This window comes from Polaromonas sp. P5_D5 (assembly GCF_054049435.1).
The window spans coordinates 32949-52549 of record NZ_JBFUMJ010000007.1 but is presented as its reverse complement, the minus strand read 5'-3'; the positions used below and the strand labels follow the sequence as shown (position 1 = coordinate 52549).

Annotated in this window: 19 protein-coding genes; 12 read left to right on the top strand and 7 right to left on the bottom strand. The window is 65.9% G+C overall.

The window, feature by feature from the left end:
• Nucleotides 1-13: 13 nt before the first annotated feature.
• On the bottom strand, nt 14-1639 hold the full coding sequence (locus ACXJKE_RS20890) for an ABC transporter substrate-binding protein (protein ID WP_457282507.1): 1626 nt from the start codon (nt 1637-1639) through the stop codon (nt 14-16).
• A 566-nt stretch (nt 1640-2205) separates the two neighbouring features.
• On the opposite strand from ACXJKE_RS20890, the gene ACXJKE_RS20885 reads away from it, so the two are divergent.
• The 6 genes from ACXJKE_RS20885 to ACXJKE_RS20860 all read left to right on the top strand — a co-directional run bounded on the left by ACXJKE_RS20885 (nt 2206) and on the right by ACXJKE_RS20860 (nt 8804).
• Complete coding sequence (locus ACXJKE_RS20885; RefSeq protein ID WP_457282506.1) at nt 2206-3678, top strand: aldehyde dehydrogenase family protein; 1473 nt, start codon at nt 2206-2208, stop codon at nt 3676-3678.
• Nucleotides 3679-3731: 53 nt separating this feature from the next.
• Complete coding sequence (locus ACXJKE_RS20880; protein WP_457282619.1) at nt 3732-5057, top strand: NAD(P)/FAD-dependent oxidoreductase; 1326 nt, start codon at nt 3732-3734, stop codon at nt 5055-5057.
• A 150-nt stretch (nt 5058-5207) separates the two neighbouring features.
• A complete protein-coding gene (locus tag ACXJKE_RS20875; RefSeq protein WP_457282505.1) occupies nt 5208-5873 on the top strand; it encodes a haloacid dehalogenase type II in 666 nt (221 codons plus the stop codon).
• The gene (locus ACXJKE_RS20870) at nt 5870-6922 is read left to right on the top strand and encodes a phosphotransferase (protein WP_457282504.1); all 1053 of its coding nucleotides are present in this window, start codon (nt 5870-5872) and stop codon (nt 6920-6922) included. Before ACXJKE_RS20875 ends, ACXJKE_RS20870 begins: the two co-directional genes overlap by 4 nt.
• Nucleotides 6919-8271 carry an aspartate aminotransferase family protein gene (locus ACXJKE_RS20865; protein WP_457282503.1) on the top strand — a complete coding sequence of 451 codons (1353 nt, stop codon included), beginning with the start codon at nt 6919-6921 and terminating at the stop codon, nt 8269-8271. Before ACXJKE_RS20870 ends, ACXJKE_RS20865 begins: the two co-directional genes overlap by 4 nt.
• Nucleotides 8272-8315: 44 nt before the next feature.
• A complete protein-coding gene (locus ACXJKE_RS20860) occupies nt 8316-8804 on the top strand; it encodes an Lrp/AsnC family transcriptional regulator (protein WP_457282502.1) in 489 nt (162 codons plus the stop codon).
• 22 nt (nt 8805-8826) lie between these two features.
• Here the strand turns inward: ACXJKE_RS20860 and ACXJKE_RS20855 are convergent, their stop codons facing one another.
• From ACXJKE_RS20855 to ACXJKE_RS20835, 5 genes are all read right to left on the bottom strand, one after another.
• Nucleotides 8827-10104: an NAD(P)/FAD-dependent oxidoreductase gene (locus tag ACXJKE_RS20855; RefSeq protein ID WP_457282501.1), complete on the bottom strand. Its 1278-nt coding sequence runs from the start codon at nt 10102-10104 to the stop codon at nt 8827-8829.
• A 70-nt stretch (nt 10105-10174) separates the two neighbouring features.
• Entirely contained in the window at nt 10175-10552 is a 378-nt protein-coding gene (locus ACXJKE_RS20850) for a cupin domain-containing protein (protein WP_457282500.1), read from the bottom strand.
• On the bottom strand, nt 10549-10908 hold the full coding sequence (locus tag ACXJKE_RS20845) for a cupin domain-containing protein (protein ID WP_457282499.1): 360 nt from the start codon (nt 10906-10908) through the stop codon (nt 10549-10551). Before ACXJKE_RS20845 ends, ACXJKE_RS20850 begins: the two co-directional genes overlap by 4 nt.
• Nucleotides 10909-10969: 61 nt before the next feature.
• Nucleotides 10970-11638: a haloacid dehalogenase type II gene (locus tag ACXJKE_RS20840; RefSeq protein ID WP_431095011.1), complete on the bottom strand. Its 669-nt coding sequence runs from the start codon at nt 11636-11638 to the stop codon at nt 10970-10972.
• Nucleotides 11639-11706: 68 nt separating this feature from the next.
• Nucleotides 11707-11904 carry a hypothetical protein gene (locus ACXJKE_RS20835; RefSeq protein WP_457282498.1) on the bottom strand — a complete coding sequence of 66 codons (198 nt, stop codon included), beginning with the start codon at nt 11902-11904 and terminating at the stop codon, nt 11707-11709.
• Between ACXJKE_RS20835 and ACXJKE_RS20830 the strand changes: the two genes are divergently transcribed.
• From ACXJKE_RS20830 to ACXJKE_RS20805, 6 genes are all read left to right on the top strand, one after another.
• Nucleotides 11903-12802, top strand: coding sequence for a GNAT family N-acetyltransferase (locus ACXJKE_RS20830; protein ID WP_457282497.1), 900 nt, complete (start codon nt 11903-11905; stop codon nt 12800-12802). The two genes, ACXJKE_RS20835 and ACXJKE_RS20830, sit on opposite strands and share 2 nt — an antisense overlap.
• Before the next feature lie 150 nt (nt 12803-12952).
• Entirely contained in the window at nt 12953-13879 is a 927-nt protein-coding gene (locus ACXJKE_RS20825) for a 2-hydroxyacid dehydrogenase (RefSeq protein ID WP_457282496.1), read from the top strand.
• A 160-nt stretch (nt 13880-14039) separates the two neighbouring features.
• The gene (locus tag ACXJKE_RS20820) at nt 14040-15437 is read left to right on the top strand and encodes an aminotransferase class III-fold pyridoxal phosphate-dependent enzyme (protein ID WP_457282495.1); all 1398 of its coding nucleotides are present in this window, start codon (nt 14040-14042) and stop codon (nt 15435-15437) included.
• Between the two features lie 43 nt (nt 15438-15480).
• Nucleotides 15481-15984 (top strand): Lrp/AsnC family transcriptional regulator, encoded by a 504-nt coding sequence (locus ACXJKE_RS20815; protein ID WP_457282494.1) that lies wholly within the window; start codon nt 15481-15483, stop codon nt 15982-15984.
• Between the two features lie 123 nt (nt 15985-16107).
• Entirely contained in the window at nt 16108-16479 is a 372-nt protein-coding gene (locus tag ACXJKE_RS20810; RefSeq protein WP_457282493.1) for a helix-turn-helix domain-containing protein, read from the top strand.
• Complete coding sequence (locus tag ACXJKE_RS20805) at nt 16473-17651, top strand: M20 aminoacylase family protein (RefSeq protein ID WP_457282492.1); 1179 nt, start codon at nt 16473-16475, stop codon at nt 17649-17651. Before ACXJKE_RS20810 ends, ACXJKE_RS20805 begins: the two co-directional genes overlap by 7 nt.
• 68 nt (nt 17652-17719) lie before the next feature.
• Here the strand turns inward: ACXJKE_RS20805 and glmS are convergent, their stop codons facing one another.
• Nucleotides 17720-19570 carry a glutamine--fructose-6-phosphate transaminase (isomerizing) gene (gene glmS / locus ACXJKE_RS20800; protein ID WP_457282491.1) on the bottom strand — a complete coding sequence of 617 codons (1851 nt, stop codon included), beginning with the start codon at nt 19568-19570 and terminating at the stop codon, nt 17720-17722.
• Between the last annotated feature and the right edge of the window lie 31 nt (nt 19571-19601).

The following is a 19601-nucleotide window of genomic DNA, read 5'->3' as shown; positions in this document are numbered from 1 at the left end:
CTTCGGGGGGGAGTCATCCTTCCAGCCACACGTGTTCGGCAAAGCCGTAGCCCATCATCCCACCCAGCGGGTTCACCTGCAGGCCTTTGAGCTTCTTGTTGTGGCCGTCCAGGCTGGAGAGGAACATCGGGATACCGATGCCGCCGTCCTGGTTGATCAGCGTCTGCATGTCGGCGTACATCTGGGTCCGCTTGGCCGTGTCGGTTTCGGCGCGCGCGCCCACCAGCAGCTGGTCAAACTTCTCGCTCTTCCAGCCCGCTTCGTTCCAGGGCGCATCGGACTTGAAGAACAGCGTCAGGGCCAGGTCGGCCGTGGGGCGCGTATTGACGTTGCCGAAATTGATCGGGTGTTTCATCCAGTGCTGCGACCAGTAACCGTCGGCCGGCATATTGCGCACATCCAGGTTCAGGCCGGCTTGCCGCGCCGCATGCTGCAGCACCAGCGCCATCTCCACCGAGCTGGTGGCCGCGGACGAGGCCACCATCGGGATGGCGGCGCTGCCCAGGTTGGCCTTCTTCAGGTGCCACTTGGCCTTGTCGGCGTCGTAGGGGCGCTGCGGCAGGCCCTTGAAGAAGAAGCGGTTGCCCGGCGCGATGGGCTGGTCGTTGGCCACAACGCCGCGGCCCAGCTGGATGGACTTGAGCATCTGTTCGCGGTTGAACAGCAGCTTCATGGCCATCACGAAGTCCGGGTTGGCGCCCGGGCCGCTGTCGCGCCGCATGATCAGGTCGGTATACGAAACGCCCTTGGTCTCGAAGATGGCGGCCTTGCCGCTGGCGTTGACGCGGTCGATCGAGCGCGGGTTGACCGTGCCGATCAGGTCCAGCTCACCCGCCAGCAGCGCGTTGACGCGCGCCGACTCGTCGCTGATGCCCACGTACTCGATCTCGTCCAGGTAGGGGCGGCCGGGCTTCCAGTAGCTCTCGTTGCGCACGCCGATGGAACGCACGCCGGGCTTGAACTCCTTGACCTTGTAGGGGCCCGTGCCGATACCGGCGTTGAAGTCGGTCGTGCCGTCCTTGATGATGTGGAAGTGGTAGGTGCCCAGGATGGCCGGCAGGTCGGCGTTGGGGGCCACCAGGCGGATGGTGACTTCATTGGGGCCGGAGGCCGTCACGTCTTCGATCTGGTCGGCCAGCACCTTGGCTTTGGAGCCGGTGGCCGGGTTCTTGTGGCGCATCATGGAGAACACCACGTCGGCCGGCGCGAGCGGTTTGCCGTCGTGGAAGGTCACGCCCTTGCGCAGCTTGAAGATCCAGGTCTTGGCATCCTTGGTGGTGAACTCCTCGGCCAGCGAGGGCTGGGGCGTGAGGCTGCTGTCCAGCCAGGTCAGCCCGTTGTAGAAAGTGAAGCCGCGGGCGTAGTCGGCCTGGTTGGCCTGCTTGGCCGGGTCCAGCGTGTCGCTCACGGAGGAGACCGCGCCCGCCACCTTGATGCGGCCGCCCTTGCGCGGCGTTGGCGTTTGCGCCTGTGCATTCGCGGCAAGGCCCGCAATGCTGCCGGCCAGGGCCGCCTGCATGCCGCCGGCCGTCAACATGGCCAATACATCGCGCCGGCTCGCGCCGCGCTGCAACGCACCCAGGATGCGTGTGCTCTCTTCGGGGCCGATGAGGCCGTTCAGCTGCTTGTTATCTGCCATGGTTTTCTCCTAGTCATCTCGTGGGTGGGGTAAAGGCATTGGAGCACCTGCCGACCGGGGATATACCTCGATCACGCCGGGGCGCTTGGTTAAAACTGCGGTTTTGCGGATAGCCGGCGGCATGGTGTGCGGCGCGCCCCCGATGGCTTGCTGTCCGGCTCAGGCAGCCCGCCCTTGCGATGCCGCGGCGCGTGCGGGCTACCCGGCGCATGGCAAAACCAGTCAGCGTGCCGCGGCAATCGAAGCCGGTGGACTTGGGACGAGAGCTCATGAAAGCGTCCTCCTGGAGGGGGTGGTGCAAAGCCTGTGCCGGTTCGCCGGCGCCATGCAATGAATGCTATTGAAGCACCGCCGCAGATGCTGCGGTTGTGCGCCGCTTGCGCACCGTTCATGCCGAATGCCCACGCTTAAACGGCAGATCAATTCCGGTCAAGGGCGTACCATGACTTCGATTCTTTTGAGAGGGAAAGCATGGAATATGACGACACAATGCGGGGGTTCCGCAAGGGCAATTTCCCCGCGGTGCAGCGCGGAATCAACCGCGCCGCGGCAAAGGATATGCGCCCATGAACGTCTCCCTTGTTGAGCAGCTCAAAGCCGCCGGCCGGCTGGATCGCCTGTTCATAGACGGCGAGTGGGTCCTGCCCGCAGGGCAAGCCCGGGCTAGCGTCATCAACCCGTCGACCGAGGAGCCCATCGCACAGATCGCCTTGGGAACCTCTGAAGACGTCGCGACGGCTGTGGTCGCCGCCCGCAGCGCCTTTGCCACCTGGTCCACCAGCTCCGCCGAAAGCCGGGCCTTGCTGCTCGGCCGCATCCACACCTTGATCCTCGAACGGGCCGAACTCTTCGCCCAGGCGATCTCGCTGGAGATGGGCGCCGCCATCGGCTTTGCGCGCAGCACACAGGTGCCGGTCGCAGCCGAGCACATCCGCGTGGCCCGTGACAACCTGGCCAGCTATCCCTTCCTCTCCCACCGGGAGGGCGTGACTATCCAGCGCGAGGCCATTGGCGTGTGCGGCCTGATCACGCCCTGGAACTGGCCGCTCTACCAGATCACCGCCAAGGTCGGCCCCGCCCTGGCCGCCGGATGCACCGTGGTCCTCAAACCCAGCGAGCTGTCGCCGCTGAGCGCCTTGCTGTTTGCCGAGGTGGTGCACGACGCCGGCATCCCGCCGGGTGTGTTCAACCTGGTGAGCGGCAATGGGCCCGAGGTCGGCGCCGCGCTGTCGGCGCATCCAGACGTGGACATGATCTCGATCACCGGCTCGACCCGGGCCGGCGTGCTGGTGGCCCAGGCGGCGGCCCCGACGGTCAAACGTGTGGCCCAGGAGCTCGGCGGCAAATCGCCCAACGTGATCCTGCCGGACGCGGACCTGGCTCGCGCCGTACCGGCGGGCGTGGCGGCCGCCTTTCGCAACGTCGGCCAGTCTTGCAGCGCGCCGACCCGCATGATCGTGCCACGCGAGCGCCTGCAGGAGGTTGAGCGGATCGTGCTCGAAGCGGCCTTGAGCTTTGTCGTGGGCGATCCGCTCTCGCCGCAGACCACGCACGGCCCGGTGGCCAACCGCGCGCAGTTCAACCGGGTGCAGGAAATGATTGCCACCGGGATTGCCGAGGGTGCGCGCCTCATTTGCGGCGGCCCCGGCCGGCCTGAGGGCCTGGAACGCGGCTTCTATTGCCGCCCGACCATCTTCTCCGGCGTGAACTCCCAAATGCAGATCGCGCAGGAAGAAATCTTCGGGCCGGTGCTTGTGATCATCGCCTACGACAGCGTGGATGAGGCGGTAGAGATCGCCAACGACACGGTCTACGGCCTGGGCGCGCACGTGCAGGGCCAGGACCTCCCCGCGGCGCGTGCGGTTGCGGCGCGCATCCGCTCGGGGCAGGTGCACATCAACTACCCGGCCTGGAGCCCCCATGCCCCCTTTGGCGGCTACAAGCGCTCGGGCAATGGCCGCGAATACGGCATCGAAGGCCTTGAGGAGTACCTGGAAACCAAGGCAATTCTTGGTTTCGGGCAGGAGCAGCCGGCATGAGCGCGGCCTTGGTGCAAAAAATGCAGACATCCAACAACGACCAGAATCCATCCATGTCCCAGCCCCTGCGCCTCCTCGAGACTTCCAGCACCCCGCCAGCCAGCGCCGATGTCGTCGTGATCGGCGGCGGGATCATCGGTGTCTTTACCGCCTACTACCTGGCCAAGCGCGGCATGTCGGTCGCACTGGTCGAAAAAGGCCACATCGGCGCCGAACAATCGAGCCGCAACTGGGGCTGGTGCCGCCAGCAGAACCGCGATGCGCGCGAGCTGCCCATGGCCACCAAAAGCCTCGAACTCTGGGACCAGTTTGCCGCCGACAGCGGCGAAGACACCGGCTTCACGCGCTGCGGCTTGTTGTACCTCAGCGATGACGAAGCCCAGATTGCAGGCTGGGCCAAGTGGCGCGAATTCGCCACGACCGCCGGCGTGACCACACACATGCTGAGCGGCCGCGAAGCTTCGGAGCGGGGCCAGGCGACCGGCCGCGCGTGGAAGGGCGGCGTCTTCTCACCCAGCGACGGGACGGCCGACCCGGCCAAGGCGGCGCCTGCCGTGGCGGCCGCGCTCATGAAGCTCGGCGGCACCGTCCACCAGAACTGCGCCGCGCGCGGCATCGAGATGGAGGGCGGCCGGCTCAGCGGCGTCGTCACCGAAGCAGGGACCATCAAGACCCGCACCGCGGTTCTCGCGGGCGGTGCGTGGGCGTCTTCGTTCTGCAACCAGCTCGGCGTGCAGTTTCCGCTCGCCACGATACGCCAGTCCATCGTGCGCCTGTCGCCGGTGGCGCAGCAACTGCCGGCAGCGCTGACCAGCCCGCGCGTCGCCATCACCCGGCGCCCCGACGGCCATTACGTGCTGGCCATCAGCGGCCGTGGGCGCGCCGACCCCACGCCGCAGCTGCTGCGCTTCGCGCCGCAGTTCATCCCGATGTTCGCCAAGCGCTGGCGCAACGTGTTTCCCGGCGGCCTGGAAGGCATACGCTGGGGCCACGAAACCCGCGCGCGATGGAAGCTGGACGCCCCCACCCCCATGGAACGGGCGCGCATCCTCAACCCGACTCCCGACCCCGCCGGTGTCCGCGAAATCCACCGCCGTGCCGTCGACCTGTTGCCCGCGCTGCGCGAAGCCCGCATCGCCAACACCTGGGCGGGCTACATCGACAGCACACCCGATGGCGTGCCGGGCATCGGGGAACTGCCGCAGGTTCCCGGCCTCATCCTGGCCGCGGGTTTTTCGGGGCACGGCTTCGGCATTGGCCCCGGCGCCGGCCACCTGATCGCCGACATCGTGTCGGGGGCACAACCGATCTTCGATCCGAAGCCTTTCGACCCCGCCCGGTTCAAGGAATCGATGTGGGGCAAAGTGGCTGATTTCTAAAAGAGCGAAGCACCCGCAATCCGGGGCCAAGCAAAGTTCCGGCAAGCCCCCGGATTGAAACGGATTCCACTTGCACCGCACGTGAATGCGGCATTTCCGAAGGCGGGGAATTCATAGACTTATATCCATCCCAACAGCGTGGATCCTTCTATGACATTCAAACCCAAATTCATCAGCTTCGACTGCTACGGCACGCTCATCAACTTCGAGATGGGCCCGACCGCCAAAGGCCTGTTCAAAGACCGCGTTCCGGCCGGCCGTATGCCGGCCTTCCTGGACAGCTTTCGGACCTATCGCCTCGATGAGGTCCTGGGCGAGTGGAAGCCCCTCTTCGAGGTTGTGGAGAATTCGATCCGCCGTGCATGCAAGGCCCACGGCATCGACTACCAACCGTCGGACGCCGTGGCGCTGTACGACGCCATTCCCATCTGGCAACCGCACCCGAACGTCGTCGAGGTTCTGGAGGCGATTGCGCCGCACGTGCCGCTGGTGATCCTCTCGAACTCGATGATCGATTTGATCCCGGCCAGCGTCGCCCACCTGAAGGCGAAGTTCCACGCGGTCTACACCGCCGAGGAAGCGCGCGCCTACAAACCGCGCTTCCAGGCCTTCGAATACATGTTCGACCAGCTCGGATGCGCGCCCGACCAGATGATGCACGTCTCGTCGAGCTTCCGCTACGACCTGATGACGGCTTCCGACCTGGGTTTCATGGCCAAGGCCTTCATCGACCGCGGGCATGAGCCGACTTCCGACGCCTATGGTGTCAGCCGTTTGACCGACGTCCGCCTGCTTCCCGGCCTGCTCGGCCTATGACCGAACTGAACACCACCGTGCCGGCCCTCGCGCCGGCGGCAGTGGAGGCCCTGGTCCGCCGCGTCTACGGCATCGAGGGTTCTACCCGGCCATTGGCGGGCGAGCGTGACCAGAACTGCCTGGTGGAGACGGCCGACGGCTCTCGCTACGTCCTCAAGATCAGCAATCCGTCCGAGCCTCCCGCCGTCGTCGACTTCCAGATCGCAGCGCTAGACCACATCGCCCGCATGTCACCGGACCAGCCGGTGCCGCGCGTCGTGCGGACACTCCAAGGACACACGCACGACACGGTCGCGCTAGCCGGGGGCGTCCAGACACGCGTGCGCATGCTGAGCTACCTGGACGGCATCCAGATCCGCGAGACCGTGCGCACCGCCGCCCAGCGGCGCGCCATGGGCGCCGGGCTTGCCGGCTTGAACCGCGCGCTGCAAGGCTTCGCGCATCCGGGCGCGGGGCACGACCTGCTGTGGAACGTCGCCACGGCGCATCGGCTGGGCGCACAGCTCGACAGCCTTGTAGAAGGCAAGCAACGCGCGCTGGCCCAGGCCTTCATGACGCGCTTCACGACGCACGTGCTGCCGCGCCTGGCATCGCTGCGGTCCCAGGTGATCCACAACGACTACCACCTCTACAACGTGCTGGTCGCACCCGACGACCAGGCGCGCATCGTCGGCATCATCGACTTCGGCGACATGGTGCAGGCACCGCTCGTCGGTGAGGTGGCGACGGCCGCCGCCTTCCACATGGCCGGCAACGCTGATCCTTTCGAGGGGCCGGCCCAGTTCGTGGCCGCGTATCAAGCGGTGCTGCCGCTGACCGGCGCCGAACAGGAGATCCTTGCCGACCTCCTGGCCACGCGCCACCTCATCACGGCGCTGATTTCGGAATGGCGCGCCGCGCGCTATCCCGAGAACCGCGCCTACATCATGCGGCACAACCCCGCGGCGTGGGAAGGCTTGTCCCAGATGGCCGATCTTTCCCGCGACACCGCACGCGACCGGCTGCTGGCCGGGGTCCACGCATACGTACAAACAGGAGCCACCCAATGAAAAGCACCACCGACCTCAACATGGTCAATGCCTATATCCCCGGCCGCGCCGACGTGGGCCCGGCCACCGCGCAGATGATCGCGCGCCGCGACGCCCTGCTCGGCCCGGCCTACCGCCTCATGTATGAACGGCCGCTGCACATCGTGCGCGGCGAAGGCGCCTGGCTGATCGACCCCGAGGGACGCCGCTACCTCGACGCCTACAACAACGTCACCTCGCTCGGGCATTGCCATCCGGCGGTGACCGAGGCGATCTGCCGGCAGGTGCAGACGCTGGCGACCAACACGCGCTATCTGCACGACACGATTCTCGAACTGGCCGAACGCCTGCTCGCGAGCGTGCCGGGCACCGACCTGGCCCACCTGATGCTGACCTGCACGGGCAGCGAGGCCAACGACCTCGCCTATCGCATCGCGAAGGTTCGCACCGGCGGCACCGGCATGATCGTGACCGACACCGCCTACCACGGCATCACCGACGCGGTGGCCAAGTTCTCGCCCTCGCTGGGCATGAGTGTCAATCTCGGCGAGCATGTGCGCCTGGTTCCGGCGCCGCGCCAGTACCACGCCGGGGGCGCCGACCTGTCCGAACGCTTCACCCGCGACGTCGAGGCGGCCATCGCCGACCTGCGGCGCCACGGCATCCAGCCGGCCGCGCTGATTGTCGATTCGCTGTTCACCAGCGACGGCATCCTTCCCGGACCGCAAGGCTTCCTGAAGGGCGCGGTCGAGGCGATCAAGCGGGCGGGCGGCCTCTTCATTGCCGACGAAGTCCAACCCGGTTTCGGCCGGACCGGCGAACACCTTTGGGGTTTCCAGCGCCATGGCGTAGTGCCCGACATCGTCACCATGGGCAAACCGATGGGCAACGGCCAACCCATCGCGGGATTGCTGGCGACCGCCGACGTGCTGGCCGAATTCGGCAAGAGCTCGCGCTACTTCAACACCTTCGCGGGCAACACCGTTTCCTGCGCGGCGGCACTGGCGGTACTGGACACGATAGAGCGGGACGGTCTGGTGCAGCATGCCGCCAAGGTGGGCAAGATTCTTCACGACGGCATCGCCACACTGGCAGCCCGCCACGAGGCTATCGGTGACGTGCGCGGTGCCGGCCTGTTTGTCGGGGTCGAACTGGTCTCAGACCGGGCGTCGCGCGCGCCGGACCGCGGCCTGACGAGTCAGGTGGTCAACCGGATGCGCGACAAGGGCGTGCTGATCAGCGCCTGCGCGATGGGACACAACGTACTCAAGATCCGCCCGCCCCTGGTGTTGTCGGTGGACCAGGCCGGACTGGTCATCCAGGCGCTCGACGAGTCCCTCACCGAAGCGCGTACGGCCGGCGCGCACTAGCTTCCATCGGCGTCCGGCGCTACCATCCGGCCATGACCCCTGCCATGTCCCTCGACCGCTTCGACCTCAAGATCCTCGCGCACCTCGAGCGCGAGGGTCGCTGCTCGAACGTCGAGCTGGCCGACGCCGTCGGCCTCAGCCAGAGCCCGTGCCTGGTACGGACAAAACGGCTGCAGGAAATCGGCGTGATTCGCGGTTACGGCGCCCACATCGCGCTGGAGAAGCTGGGCAATTGTGTGGTGGTTTTTTCCGAGGTAACGATCAGCAGCCATCGGCCTCCCGACTTCCGAAAGTTCGAACAGGCCGTAGACCGGCACAGCGAAATCGTGGAGTGGTACAACCTCAGCGGCGGTTACGACTACCTGCTGAAAATCGTTGCACCGAATGTCGCCCATTTCCAGGTGCTGATGGAGAGCCTGCTGCAGGAAGATATCGGGATCGGAAAGTTCACGAGCCGGATTGTTTTGCGCCAGTCATCGGGCAAGCGGACGCACCCGCTCCATCTCATCGCGGCGCAGCTGGACCGGGCCTGAAGGCCGCGACCCTCAATGGCCTTCAGGACAGCTTGTCCTTGAGGCGGTAGTAGGCGCCGACCAGCGGCAGGAACCAGGGAGGGCCGAAGTGGCCCGGGATGGCCGGCCAGGTGAAGTCTTTCCAGGGGTTCAGGTCGGTGCGCCCGTCCATGACCTCCGCCATGATGCTTCCCATCAGTGTCGACATCTGGGTGCCGTGGCCGCTGTAACCCATGGAGTAATAGATGCCGTTGCGCTCGCCAGCGCGTGGCAGCCGGTCACGGGTCATGTCGACCATGCCGCCCCAGCAATAGTCGATGCGCGCATCGCGGAGTTCGGGAAACACCTCGTGCAGTGCAGTGCGCAGGATGGCGCCGCTTTTTTCGTCCGAGGCCGGATCGGAGACGGCAAAGCGAGCGCGTCCCCCGAAGAGCAGCCGGTTATCGGGTGTAGTGCGGAAGTAGTTGACCAGGTTCTTGGTATCGACCGCCATCCTGCGTTTTGGCAGCAGCCGGTCCAGCGTCTCTTTCGGTAGGGATTCGGTGACGATCAGGAAGGCGCCGACCGGCACGATCCTGCGCCGGATCCATCCCAGCGGCCCGGTCTGCGAGGTTCCGCTCGCCAGGAAAACCTGCTTGGCATGGAGTCGGCCCGTTGGCGTTTCGACGATGTGGCCGCCGCCAGACGCAGGCCGCAGGGCCGTCATCGGCGAGTGCTCGTGGATTTCGGCGCCGCGCCGCGCCGCCGCTTCCGCCAGGCCGCGCACAAAGCGCCCCACATGCATGCCAGCACCCTTGCGGTAGACCAGCCCACCGTAGTAGCGGTCCGAACCGACTTCACCTGCCAGATCCGCGCGGCTCACCATATGCGTATCGGGATCCACCGTGGCGGCCAGCAACTCCTGGCTGCGCATCAGCTTGTCGTAGTGCTCGGGCTTGGCCGCCAGCTTGATCTTGCCGACGCGCGCGAAGCTGCAGTCGATGTTCTCTTCAACCACCAGGCGTTCGACCAAATCGACCCCGGCATCAAAAGCCCGGTAGAGCCGGTTGGCGACGTCCTTGCCGAGTTTGGCCGACATCATGCCGTAGTCCTGGGCGAAGCCGTTGTTGCACATGCCGCCGTTGCGGCCGGATGCCGCGTTGCCTATCGTGTCCGCTTCCAGCAGCAAGACACGCGCGCCCTTCCTGGCAAGCGCCAGCGCGGCCGAAGCACCGGTCAGGCCGCCACCGATCACCGCCACGTCGCAGCTGCCCTGCACCGGCCCCGGGGTGGCGCCCTTGAAGGGCTCCGATGTGTCCAGCCAATAGGATGTCAGTTTCATATCACCTCCGGGGTCATTGTTGTCTGCTTGAATAAGGACTGGTTCGCGAGCCCGAACATGGCTGACTCACTCATGCCGTGACCCAGACCTTGCGCACGGTTTCAAGCGTGCGCCAGGTGCCGGTGTAGCCGGGCTTCATGATGAAACAATCGCCGGCCCGGTAGGTCACCGGGGCCTGCCCGTCCTCGGTGATCTCCGCCACGCCGGAGAGGATCAGGCAGAACTCCCAGGTGTCGCCCTTGATGGAGCGGTTGACGCCCGGGGTCGATTCGAACACGCCGGCGCGGACCTTGCCGTCCTTGGCGCTGTCGACGTCCCAGCTGCGGCACACGATGTCGCCTTCGATGACACGATCGGCCGGCGGCCGGTATTCGCGCGGCTCGCCCAATTGGTCGAGCTTGAAGGTGACGAGGAGATTGTTGGGCATGGAAGTTTGGGCCGCGCTCATGCGCTGCCGTAGATGATCCAGATCTTGCGCGTGGTCTCGATGCAGCGCCACTTGCCGACGTAGTCCGGCTTCATGACAAAGTTGTCGCCGGCCTGGATGCGGATGGGTTCCTTGCCGTCTTCGATCAGCTCCGACACACCGGAGAGGATGTGGCAGTACTCCCAGACACCGCCCTTGATTGAGCGGATCGTGCCCGGCGTGATTTCCCACACGCCGGTGCGCAGCTTGCCGTCGGCCGTCTGTTCCACGTCCCAGTTCGCGAAGCGTGGATTGCCCTCGAGCAGGCGCTCGGGCAAGGGGCCGCTCTCGCGGCCGGGACCCAGGTTGTCGAGTTTGAAGAAAGTGAGGTTGCTCATGGGTATCGGGTACTTTGCGATTGAATGAAGACGGCAGGCTGAAAGTCAGGCGTGTGCCGGATTACAGGCCGACCAGCGCCGGCAGCCCGTTGATGTCGCGGATTTCCACATGGCTGTAGAACTCGCTCGGCTTGGGCTCGTGGCCGCGGTTGACGAACACCTTGTTCTTGATGCCCATGTCGTGGGCCGACATCAGGTCGTAGCGTGGGCTGGAGGACACGTGCAGGATGTCGTCCGGCGAGCAGCCCAGCTGGTCGAACATGTACTCGAAGGCCTGCAGGCGCGGCTTGTAGGCGCCGGCGTCCTGCGCGGTGTACACCTTGTGGAAGGGCGCTTCGAGCTTGCGGACGTTGGCGTCGATCTGCTCGTTCATGGCGTTGGACAGGATCACCAGCGGGATCTTGTTGCCCACGCGGGTGAGCGAAAACGGCACGTCGGTGTGCGGGCCCCAGGTGGGCACCGCGTCGTAGAACTTCTGGCCGTCCTCGTCGCGGTAAGCGACCCCGTGGCGCTTGCAGGTGCGCGCCCATGCCGACTTGAGCACCTGGTCGTAAGGCTTCCAGTCGCCCATGGCCTCATCCAGCCGCAGGGCGCTGAAGTCCTTGATGAACTGCTGCATGCGCTCGGGCGGAAGCTGGTCTCCCACAATGCCGTAGGCCACCTCGTGCATGCGAAAGTAGATGAGCGTGCCGTAGCAATCGAAGGAGATGTACTTGGGTCGGAAAATCATGGTTGGCCTCGTGGATGGTGGGATGGAGAAGTAATTCAGGCGGTGCGGTGGTTCGGATAGGAGCAATCCTAGGCAGCATCCGCCGCAGTTGTTGCGGTTCTGCGCGGCGCGAACGCAGCATTCCTTCGCAGTACCGCGGCCTCCAGGCGCTTTGTGCCGTTCTTCCAGCGGCCGCGGCCGGCGCCAAGATCGTACAAGCCGCCGGCCCTTGCGCCGAGCATCATCTTCCCCAAACCGCCCTTGACGTTTTTGAAGGAAAGCCCCATGCCCGACCACGTTTCCATTCCACAGGCCGCGCTTGCGGCAGTGGGCCGTCCATTGCCCGACGGCGTAACGCTTCGCCGGCTGAAGGAGGACGACCTGGAGGCGGCGCAGGGGCTGTCACGCGAGTTCGGGTGGCCGCATCGCCTGGAAGACTGGCGCTTCAGCCTGGCGCATGGAGAGGGCGTGGCGGCGCTGCGCGACGGTGAACTGATAGGTACCGCGCTGCATTGGCCCTGGGGCAAACAGCACGCGACGGTAGGCCACGTGATGGTGTCGCCGCGCATGCAGGGCCAGCGTGTGGGCCAGCATCTCATGCATGCGGTGATGTCGGGCCTGCAAGACCGCACGGTGCTGCTGCACGCCACGGCCGAAGGTCGCGGCCTGTATGAACGCATGGGCTTCGAGATCACAGGCGAGGTCCGGCAGCACCAGGGTTCGGCCGCGCCGGCGCAACTGGTGGCCCTTGCGCCCGGCGAGCGGCTGCGCCCGCTGGGCCGCAACGACGCAAAGACACTCGTTGCCCTGGATGCCATTGCCGCCGGCATGCCGCGCGATGCGATGCTGCGCCAGCTGCTGGGCGACGGCGAGACGGTGGTGCTGGCACGCGGCGGTGAAGCCGTGGGTTTTTCCGTCGTGCGGCGCTTCGGGCGCGGCCATGCCATCGGTCCCGTCGTGGCACCCGACCTCACCAGCGCGCAGGCGCTCATCGGCCACTGGTGCAGCCGCTTTGCCGGCAAGTTCCTGCGCATCGATGTCGACGCCGCCAGCGGCCTGCCTGAATGGCTGGAAGCGCAGGGCCTGCCCCGCGTGGACACGGTCACGACCATGGTGCGCAACGGCCCGCTGGCACGAGGCCCGGCGGTCGGCGGCTGGGCGCTGGTTACTCAAGCTATGGGTTGATGGCCCACCCCCGTTCAGGCTCACTTCGTGTAGCCTGCTCCCCCCTCAGGGGGCTCACTCTGCGGCCCGGCGAAGCCGGTTCCGCGCGTGCACTTGCACAGACAGTGGCTATAACGTATCGCGGGCCGTTGCGGCTTCTGGAGAACTGAGATGACTTTCCTTTATAAAGGGCCGGCGCAGCGCGGGGCCGTGTGGGCTGAGCAGTTCGCGCGCAGGATGCCGCAGTTGCCGTTCCAGACCTGGCCCGAGATCGGGGATCCGGCGCAGGTGCGCTTTCTTGCGGCCTGGGAGCCGCCGCCGCGCATCGCCGAAGCCTTACCCAACCTGGAGGTGTTGTTCTCGGTGGGGGCCGGCGTGGACCAGTTTGATTTCGCGTCGCTGCCACCCGGGCTTACCGTGGTCAGGATGGTGGAGCCGGGACTGACGGCCTGCATGTGTGAATACGTCAGCTGGGCCGTGTTGTCGCTGCATCGGGAGATGCCGATGTACCTGCGGCAGCAAAGCCTGGGCCAATGGAAGGAGCACCCTGTGCGGCCCGCCTCCACACGGCGCGTAGGCGTGATGGGCATGGGCATGCTGGGGCGCGCGGCGCTTGTGCAGCTGCGGCTGCTCGGCTTTGACTGCACGGGCTGGAACCGCTCGCGGCGCGACGAGCCGGGCGTGCGCTGCTATAGCGGTGAAGCGGAGCTGGACGAATTCCTGGCCCGCGCCGACATCCTGGTATGCATGCTGCCGCTCACCCCCGAAACACGCGGCATTTTCGGCCAGCGCGTGTTTGACGCGCTGCCGGAAGGCGCCTGCGTGGTCAACGCGGCGCGCGGCGGCCATCTGGTGGAAGCGGACCTGCTCGCCGCGCTGGAAAGCGGGCGGCTCTCGGCCGCGGTTTTGGATGTCTGCGAGCCGGAGCCGCCCGCGCAGGGACACCCGTTCTGGAGCCATCCGCGTATCTGGCTGACACCCCACATCGCGAGCGCCACCCAGGCTGGAACCGCGGGCGAAGCGCTGCTGGACAACCTGCGGCGATATGAGGCCGGCCTGCCGCTCGAAGGCGTGGTGGACCGCTCACGCGGGTACTGAGCCCGCCATCCCGGGGCTGGCCGGGGCCGCGAACTCATACGAATCAAGCAGCCTGACCGCAGAATCTTCTACCGTACGCGCACGAACAACAGCATGGTCGTGCGCGCGCAAGGGGGCAAGCCGCAGCACCCGCTGCGCACCCACGCCTAAGCTTGTACCCATGATGTCCACCAAAACCCTTTCACTCGATTCGCTTGTGGCGCTCGACCGCGCCCACCTGATCCACCCCGTGGCCAACTGGCGCGGCCATGAGCAGCGCGGTGCCACGGTGCTGCGCTCCGGCAAGGGCGCCTGGCTGCGCGACGCCGATGGCCGCGAACTGCTGGATGCTTTTGCAGGCCTCTGGTGCGTCAACATCGGCTACGGCCACGAAAGCGTCGTGGAAGCCGCCGCGCGCCAGATGCGCGAACTGCCCTACGCAACGGGTTATTTCAGCTATGCCAGCGAACCAGCCATCCGCCTGGCCGCCAAGCTCGTGGAGATTTCTCCGCCTGGGCTGAAGCACGTGTACCTGACGCTGGGTGGCTCCGAGGCGATTGATGCGGCCGTGCGCCTCATCGTGCAGTACTACAACGCCACGGGCCGGCCGAGCAAGAAGCACTTCATCGCGCTGCAGCGCGGCTACCACGGCTCTTCTTCCACCGGCGCCGGCCTGACGGCCCTGCCCGCCTTCCACCGTGGCTTCGACCTGCCGCGCCCCGAACAACACTACATCCCCTCGCCCTACCCCTACCGCAGCCCCGTGGGCGGTGATGCGCAAGCGGTGATCGCGGCCTCGGTGGCCGCGCTGCGCGAGAAGGTCAACGCGCTGGGCGCGGAAAACGTCGCGGCCTTCTTCTGCGAACCCATTCAAGGTTCGGGCGGCGTGATTGTGCCGCCCATGGGCTGGCTCAAGGCCATGCACCAGGCTTGCCGCGAGCTGGACATCCTGTTCGTGGCCGACGAGGTGATCACCGGCTTCGGCCGTACCGGCCCGATGTTCGCCTGCGACGCCGAGGGTGTGTCGCCGGACCTGATGACGGTCGCCAAGGGGCTGACCTCTGGCTATGCACCCATGGGTGCGTTGCTAATGTCCGAGCGTGTGTACGCCGGCATTGCCGACGGCACCCCGGCCGGCGCCGTGGTGGGCCACGGCGCCACCTACTCCGCACACCCGGTGAGCGCCGCCGTGGCGCTGGAAGTCATACGGCTTTACGAAGAGGGCGGCATCCTCGCCAACGGCCAGCGCGTCGCGTCTCATTTCGAAGCGGGATTGCGCGCCATGCTGCGCCATCCGCTGGTGGGCGACGCGCGCTCACGCGGGCTGCTCGGCGCGCTGGAACTGGTGAGCGACAAATACACCAAAGCCAGCTTCGACCCCGCACTGCAACTGCCCGACCGCATCGCCAAAGCGGCCTATGAAAATGGCCTCATCTTCCGCGCTTTCGGCGATGGCATCCTGGGCTTCGCGCCCGCCTTGTGCTTCACGCCCTCGGAGTTCGAGCAGATGTTCGAACGGCTGAACCGCACGCTGGATACCGTGCTCGAGCAGCCCGAAGTGCGGCGTGCCCTGGCTTGACCTGATTGACTTGGGCGTGGAACTTGCTTAAATGGAGTTAACAATGAACACCTCCACCGGCAATCCCAAGCTTGACCGCCTCGACCTGCGAATCCTGTGCCACCTGCAAAAAAACGGGCGGGCCTCCAACGTTGAGATCGCCGACGCCGTCGGCCTGTCGCCTAGCCCCTGCCTGGTCCGCGTCAAGCGGCTGGAGCAAGCTGGCTATATCGCCGGTTATGGCGCGCAGATCCGGCTGGAAAAGCTGGGTGACACGCTGCTGGTGTTCACCGAGGTCACGCTGCAGGACCACAAGCGCGAAGACTTCGTCAAGTTCGAGATGAGCATCCGGCCCATCGACGAGATCGTCGAGTGCCATATGGTCAGCGGCGGCTACGATTACCTGCTGAAGTTCGTTACACGCGGCGTGAACCACTACCAGGAAATCGTCGAAGGCTTGCTGGAAGCCAATATCGGCATCGAAAAGTACTTCAGCTATATCGTGATCAAGACGCCTTTCGTCAAGAACTACTATCCGATCGAGCAGCTGATGCAGCCGCACGCCTGAGCGGACTCCGAAGCCGGTTCCGGGCCGCAGCTTTTGCTGCAGCCCGACCCGATTCGACATTTGCTGCTGCGCCGGAGTCCGTTTCCGGTGCCATCTCCGGTGGGGCCGGCCTACGCTTGGAGCATGAACCCTCCTTCCCGCATCCCGGCACCTGCCCGCTCGGCCGCAGCGATCCAGCGTGTGCAGCGGCACATCCACGAGAACCTCAATCAGGCGCTGTCGTTGTCGGAGCTGGCCGATCTCGCCGGGCTCAGCATCTGGCGCTTCGCCACTGTGTTTCGCCAGCAGGTGGGGGTTTCGCCGCATCGCTACATCTGCCGGCTCCGCCTAGCACGCGCCCAAACACTGATCCGGCAGGGGATGCCGGTCGCCAGCGCGGCGAGCGAGGCGGGCTTTTATGACCAGAGCCATCTCTCACGGCATTTCAAGAACGTGTTCGGCATGACACCGGGGCAGTACCTGACGACCGCCGGCCAGGCGCGAACGGCATGCTGAGCCCGACCATAAGGCAGGAAATCGCGGACCTGCTGCCCGAACTGGTGGCGCTGCGGCGCGACCTGCACGCGCACCCGGAGCTTGCGTTCAAGGAACACCGTACGGCTGGCATCGTCGCATCGGCCCTGCGCGACCTGGGGCTGGAGGTGCATGAGGGCATAGGCGGCACCGGTGTTGTCGGTGTGCTGCGCGCCGGCAGCGGACAGCGCAGCGTGGGACTGCGTGCCGACATGGACGCGCTGCCCATTCTTGAGCAAGGCGAACGGCCCTACGTCAGCCGGTTCCCCGGCGTGCACCACGGCTGCGGGCACGACGGGCACACCGCCATGCTGCTGGGCGCGGCACGCCAGCTGGCACGCACCCGCCGCTTCAACGGCACCGTCAACTTCATCTTCCAGCCCGCCGAAGAAGGCCGGGGCGGCGCACGCGTGATGGTCCAGGAAGGGCTCTTCGACCGCTTCCCTTGCGATGCGGTCTACGCCCTGCACAACTGGCCGGAGCTGCCCGCCGGCACCGCCCAGACGCGGCCGGGCGCCATCATGGCGGCGGCGGATCGCTTTGACATCGTGGTACGGGGCCGGGGCGGCCACGCGGCCCAGCCGCATCGCACGCCCGACGCGGTGCTTGCCGCGAGCGAGCTGGTCAGCCAGCTGCACACCATCACGTCGCGCCGCATTCCGCCCACCGAGAATGCGGTGCTCTCGGTCACGCGCATCAGCGGCGGCCAGTCGCACAACGTGCTGCCTTCCGCGGTCGAGCTGACGGGCACGGTGCGCAGCTTCGACGCCGGCGTCCAGGACACCATCGAAGCGGCCATCCGGCAGATCGCGCAGGGCGTGGCTCAGGCCACGGGCACCATGATCGAAGTGGAGTACGTGCGCTACTACTCGGCCACCATCAACACGCCGCAAGAGGCATCGCTGGCCCTGCGCGCCGCAGAAGCCGCGGGCCTGCGGGCTTCAGTGGCGCCCTCGGCGGCGTTCACGTCAGAGGATTTCGCATTCATGCTGAAAGCCAGGCCCGGCGCCTACCTGTGGCTGGGCCAGGGCCCCGGCCCGGGGCGCGAAGACACCCCCTCATTGCACCATCCCAGCTACGACTTCAATGACGAGGTATTGCCATTGGGCGTCAGCTGGTTTGTCCAGGTGGCGAGCCTCGTGCTCGCAGGCTGACTCGGTGTTGAGTTGCGTGCTACTTGACCCAATGTAATGGCAATTAGCGCGCACACGCACTGTGACTGTCATTCGACGGTCACGCTCTTTGCAAGATTGCGAGGCTTGTCCACATCCGTCCCGCGCGCCACAGCCGTGTGATACGCCAGCAGCTGCAGCGGCACCACGTGCAGCAGTGGGCTGAGCGCGCCGTAGTGTTCGGGCATGCGGATGACGTGCAGGCCTTCGCCGCTTTCGATGTGGCTGTCTGCGTCTGCCAGTACATAAAGGACGCCGCCGCGGGCGCGGACTTCCTGCATGTTGCTTTTCAGTTTTTCGAGCAGGGCGTCGTTGGGTGCGACGCAGACGACGGGCATCTCGCTGGTGACTAAAGCCAGGGGGCCGTGTTTGAGTTCGCCTGCGGGATAGGCCTCTGCGTGGATGTAGCTGATTTCCTTGAGCTTGAGGGCGCCTTCAAGTGCGATGGGGTAATGCAGGCCACGGCCCAGGAAGAGCGCGTTCTCCATCTTGGCGAAGTCTTCGGCCCAGCTGATGACTTGCGGCTCCAGCGCCAGCACGGCTTGCAGGGCGGCGGGCAAATGGCGCATGGCCTTCAAGTGGCCGGCTTCTTCTTCGTCGCTGAGCTTGCCTTTGCTTTGGGCCAGGGCCAGCGTGAGCAGGAAGAGACCTGCCAGTTGCGTGGTGAAGGCCTTGGTGGAAGCCACTCCAATTTCCACACCCGCACGGGTGATGTAGGCGAGCTTGCACTCGCGCACCATGGCGGACGTTGACACATTGCAGATGGTGAGGGTTTGCGTCATGCCCAGGCTTTGCGCGTGGCGCAGTGCGGCCAGCGTGTCGGCTGTTTCGCCGCTCTGGGTGATGGTGACGACGAGTGATTTCGGGTTGGGTACCGATGTGCGGTAGCGGTATTCGCTGGCCACTTCGACTTGTGTGGGGATGCCGGCTATCGACTCGAGCCAGTACTTGGCCGCACAGCCGCTGTAGTAGCTGGTGCCGCACGCCAGGATGAGCACCGAGTCGATGTCCTTGAACACGCGGTAAGCCTCGTCGCCGAACAGCTCAGGCACGATGCCTTCCACACCTTCGAGCGTGTCGGCAATGGCGCGCGGCTGCTCAAAAATTTCTTTTTGCATGTAGTGGCGATACGGGCCCAGCTCTGCGGCACCGCTGTGGGCGTGCACGGTTTTGACTTCGCGCTGGACCGCCTTGCCTTCTTTGTTGAGCACCCAGTATTTGCCGAGCTGGATGTCGACCATGTCGCCTTCTTCGAGGTAGACGATCTGGTCCGTCACGCCGGCCAGGGCCATGGCGTCGCTGGCCAGGAAGTTTTCGGTCTTGTCCTTGCCCACGCCCAGGATCAGCGGCGAGCCGGCGCGCGCGCCGACGACGCGGTGCGGCTCGTCCTTGCAGAAGGCCGCAATCGCATACGCGCCGTGCAGTTGCGCGACGGTGGCCTTGAGGGCTTCGAACAAATCGCCGTCGTACAGGCTGTCCATCAAATGCACGATGACTTCGGTGTCGGTCTGGCTGTCGAAGACATAGCCCTTGGCCTTGAGGCCGGTGCGCAGCTCTTCGTAGTTTTCGATGATGCCGTTGTGCACCAACGCGACCTTGCCTGCGCGCGCCGTGGCGCCCGCGCCGCTGCCGTGGCTGAAATGGGGGTGGGCGTTGTGCACTGCGGGCGCGCCGTGGGTGGCCCAGCGGGTGTGCGCAATGCCGGTGCCACCTTCGAGTTTGTCAGCGCTCACCTGCTCCTGCAGTTCGGCCACACGCGAGGTGCTGCGAGCGCGCTTCAGGCCGCCGGCGTACACGGCGACGCCGCAGGAGTCATAACCGCGGTATTCGAGGCGCTGCAAACCCTGCACCAGGATGGGAACGATATTTCGGGTCGAAACGGAAGCAACAATGCCGCACATGAAGGTCTCCTGAAGATCAATGCGGTGATGC

What these genes read in the sequence shown, in the direction of transcription:
- ACXJKE_RS20885 (WP_457282506.1), top strand. Translation starts at nt 2,206, where the DNA reads ATGAACGTCTCCCTTGTTGAGCAGCTCAAAGCCGCCGGCCGGCTGGAT.
- ACXJKE_RS20845 (WP_457282499.1), bottom strand. Translation starts at nt 10,908, where the DNA reads ATGAGCAACCTCACTTTCTTCAAACTCGACAACCTGGGTCCCGGCCGC.
- ACXJKE_RS20870 (WP_457282504.1), top strand. Translation starts at nt 5,870, where the DNA reads ATGACCGAACTGAACACCACCGTGCCGGCCCTCGCGCCGGCGGCAGTG.
- ACXJKE_RS20890 (WP_457282507.1), bottom strand. Translation starts at nt 1,639, where the DNA reads ATGGCAGATAACAAGCAGCTGAACGGCCTCATCGGCCCCGAAGAGAGC.
- ACXJKE_RS20865 (WP_457282503.1), top strand. Translation starts at nt 6,919, where the DNA reads ATGAAAAGCACCACCGACCTCAACATGGTCAATGCCTATATCCCCGGC.
- ACXJKE_RS20830 (WP_457282497.1), top strand. Translation starts at nt 11,903, where the DNA reads ATGCCCGACCACGTTTCCATTCCACAGGCCGCGCTTGCGGCAGTGGGC.
- ACXJKE_RS20820 (WP_457282495.1), top strand. Translation starts at nt 14,040, where the DNA reads ATGATGTCCACCAAAACCCTTTCACTCGATTCGCTTGTGGCGCTCGAC.
- ACXJKE_RS20805 (WP_457282492.1), top strand. Translation starts at nt 16,473, where the DNA reads ATGCTGAGCCCGACCATAAGGCAGGAAATCGCGGACCTGCTGCCCGAA.
- ACXJKE_RS20850 (WP_457282500.1), bottom strand. Translation starts at nt 10,552, where the DNA reads ATGAGCGCGGCCCAAACTTCCATGCCCAACAATCTCCTCGTCACCTTC.
- ACXJKE_RS20875 (WP_457282505.1), top strand. Translation starts at nt 5,208, where the DNA reads ATGACATTCAAACCCAAATTCATCAGCTTCGACTGCTACGGCACGCTC.
- ACXJKE_RS20855 (WP_457282501.1), bottom strand. Translation starts at nt 10,104, where the DNA reads ATGAAACTGACATCCTATTGGCTGGACACATCGGAGCCCTTCAAGGGC.
- ACXJKE_RS20815 (WP_457282494.1), top strand. Translation starts at nt 15,481, where the DNA reads ATGAACACCTCCACCGGCAATCCCAAGCTTGACCGCCTCGACCTGCGA.
- ACXJKE_RS20880 (WP_457282619.1), top strand. Translation starts at nt 3,732, where the DNA reads ATGTCCCAGCCCCTGCGCCTCCTCGAGACTTCCAGCACCCCGCCAGCC.
- ACXJKE_RS20840 (WP_431095011.1), bottom strand. Translation starts at nt 11,638, where the DNA reads ATGATTTTCCGACCCAAGTACATCTCCTTCGATTGCTACGGCACGCTC.
- ACXJKE_RS20825 (WP_457282496.1), top strand. Translation starts at nt 12,953, where the DNA reads ATGACTTTCCTTTATAAAGGGCCGGCGCAGCGCGGGGCCGTGTGGGCT.
- ACXJKE_RS20835 (WP_457282498.1), bottom strand. Translation starts at nt 11,904, where the DNA reads ATGGGGCTTTCCTTCAAAAACGTCAAGGGCGGTTTGGGGAAGATGATG.
- glmS (WP_457282491.1), bottom strand. Translation starts at nt 19,570, where the DNA reads ATGTGCGGCATTGTTGCTTCCGTTTCGACCCGAAATATCGTTCCCATC.
- ACXJKE_RS20860 (WP_457282502.1), top strand. Translation starts at nt 8,316, where the DNA reads ATGTCCCTCGACCGCTTCGACCTCAAGATCCTCGCGCACCTCGAGCGC.
- ACXJKE_RS20810 (WP_457282493.1), top strand. Translation starts at nt 16,108, where the DNA reads ATGAACCCTCCTTCCCGCATCCCGGCACCTGCCCGCTCGGCCGCAGCG.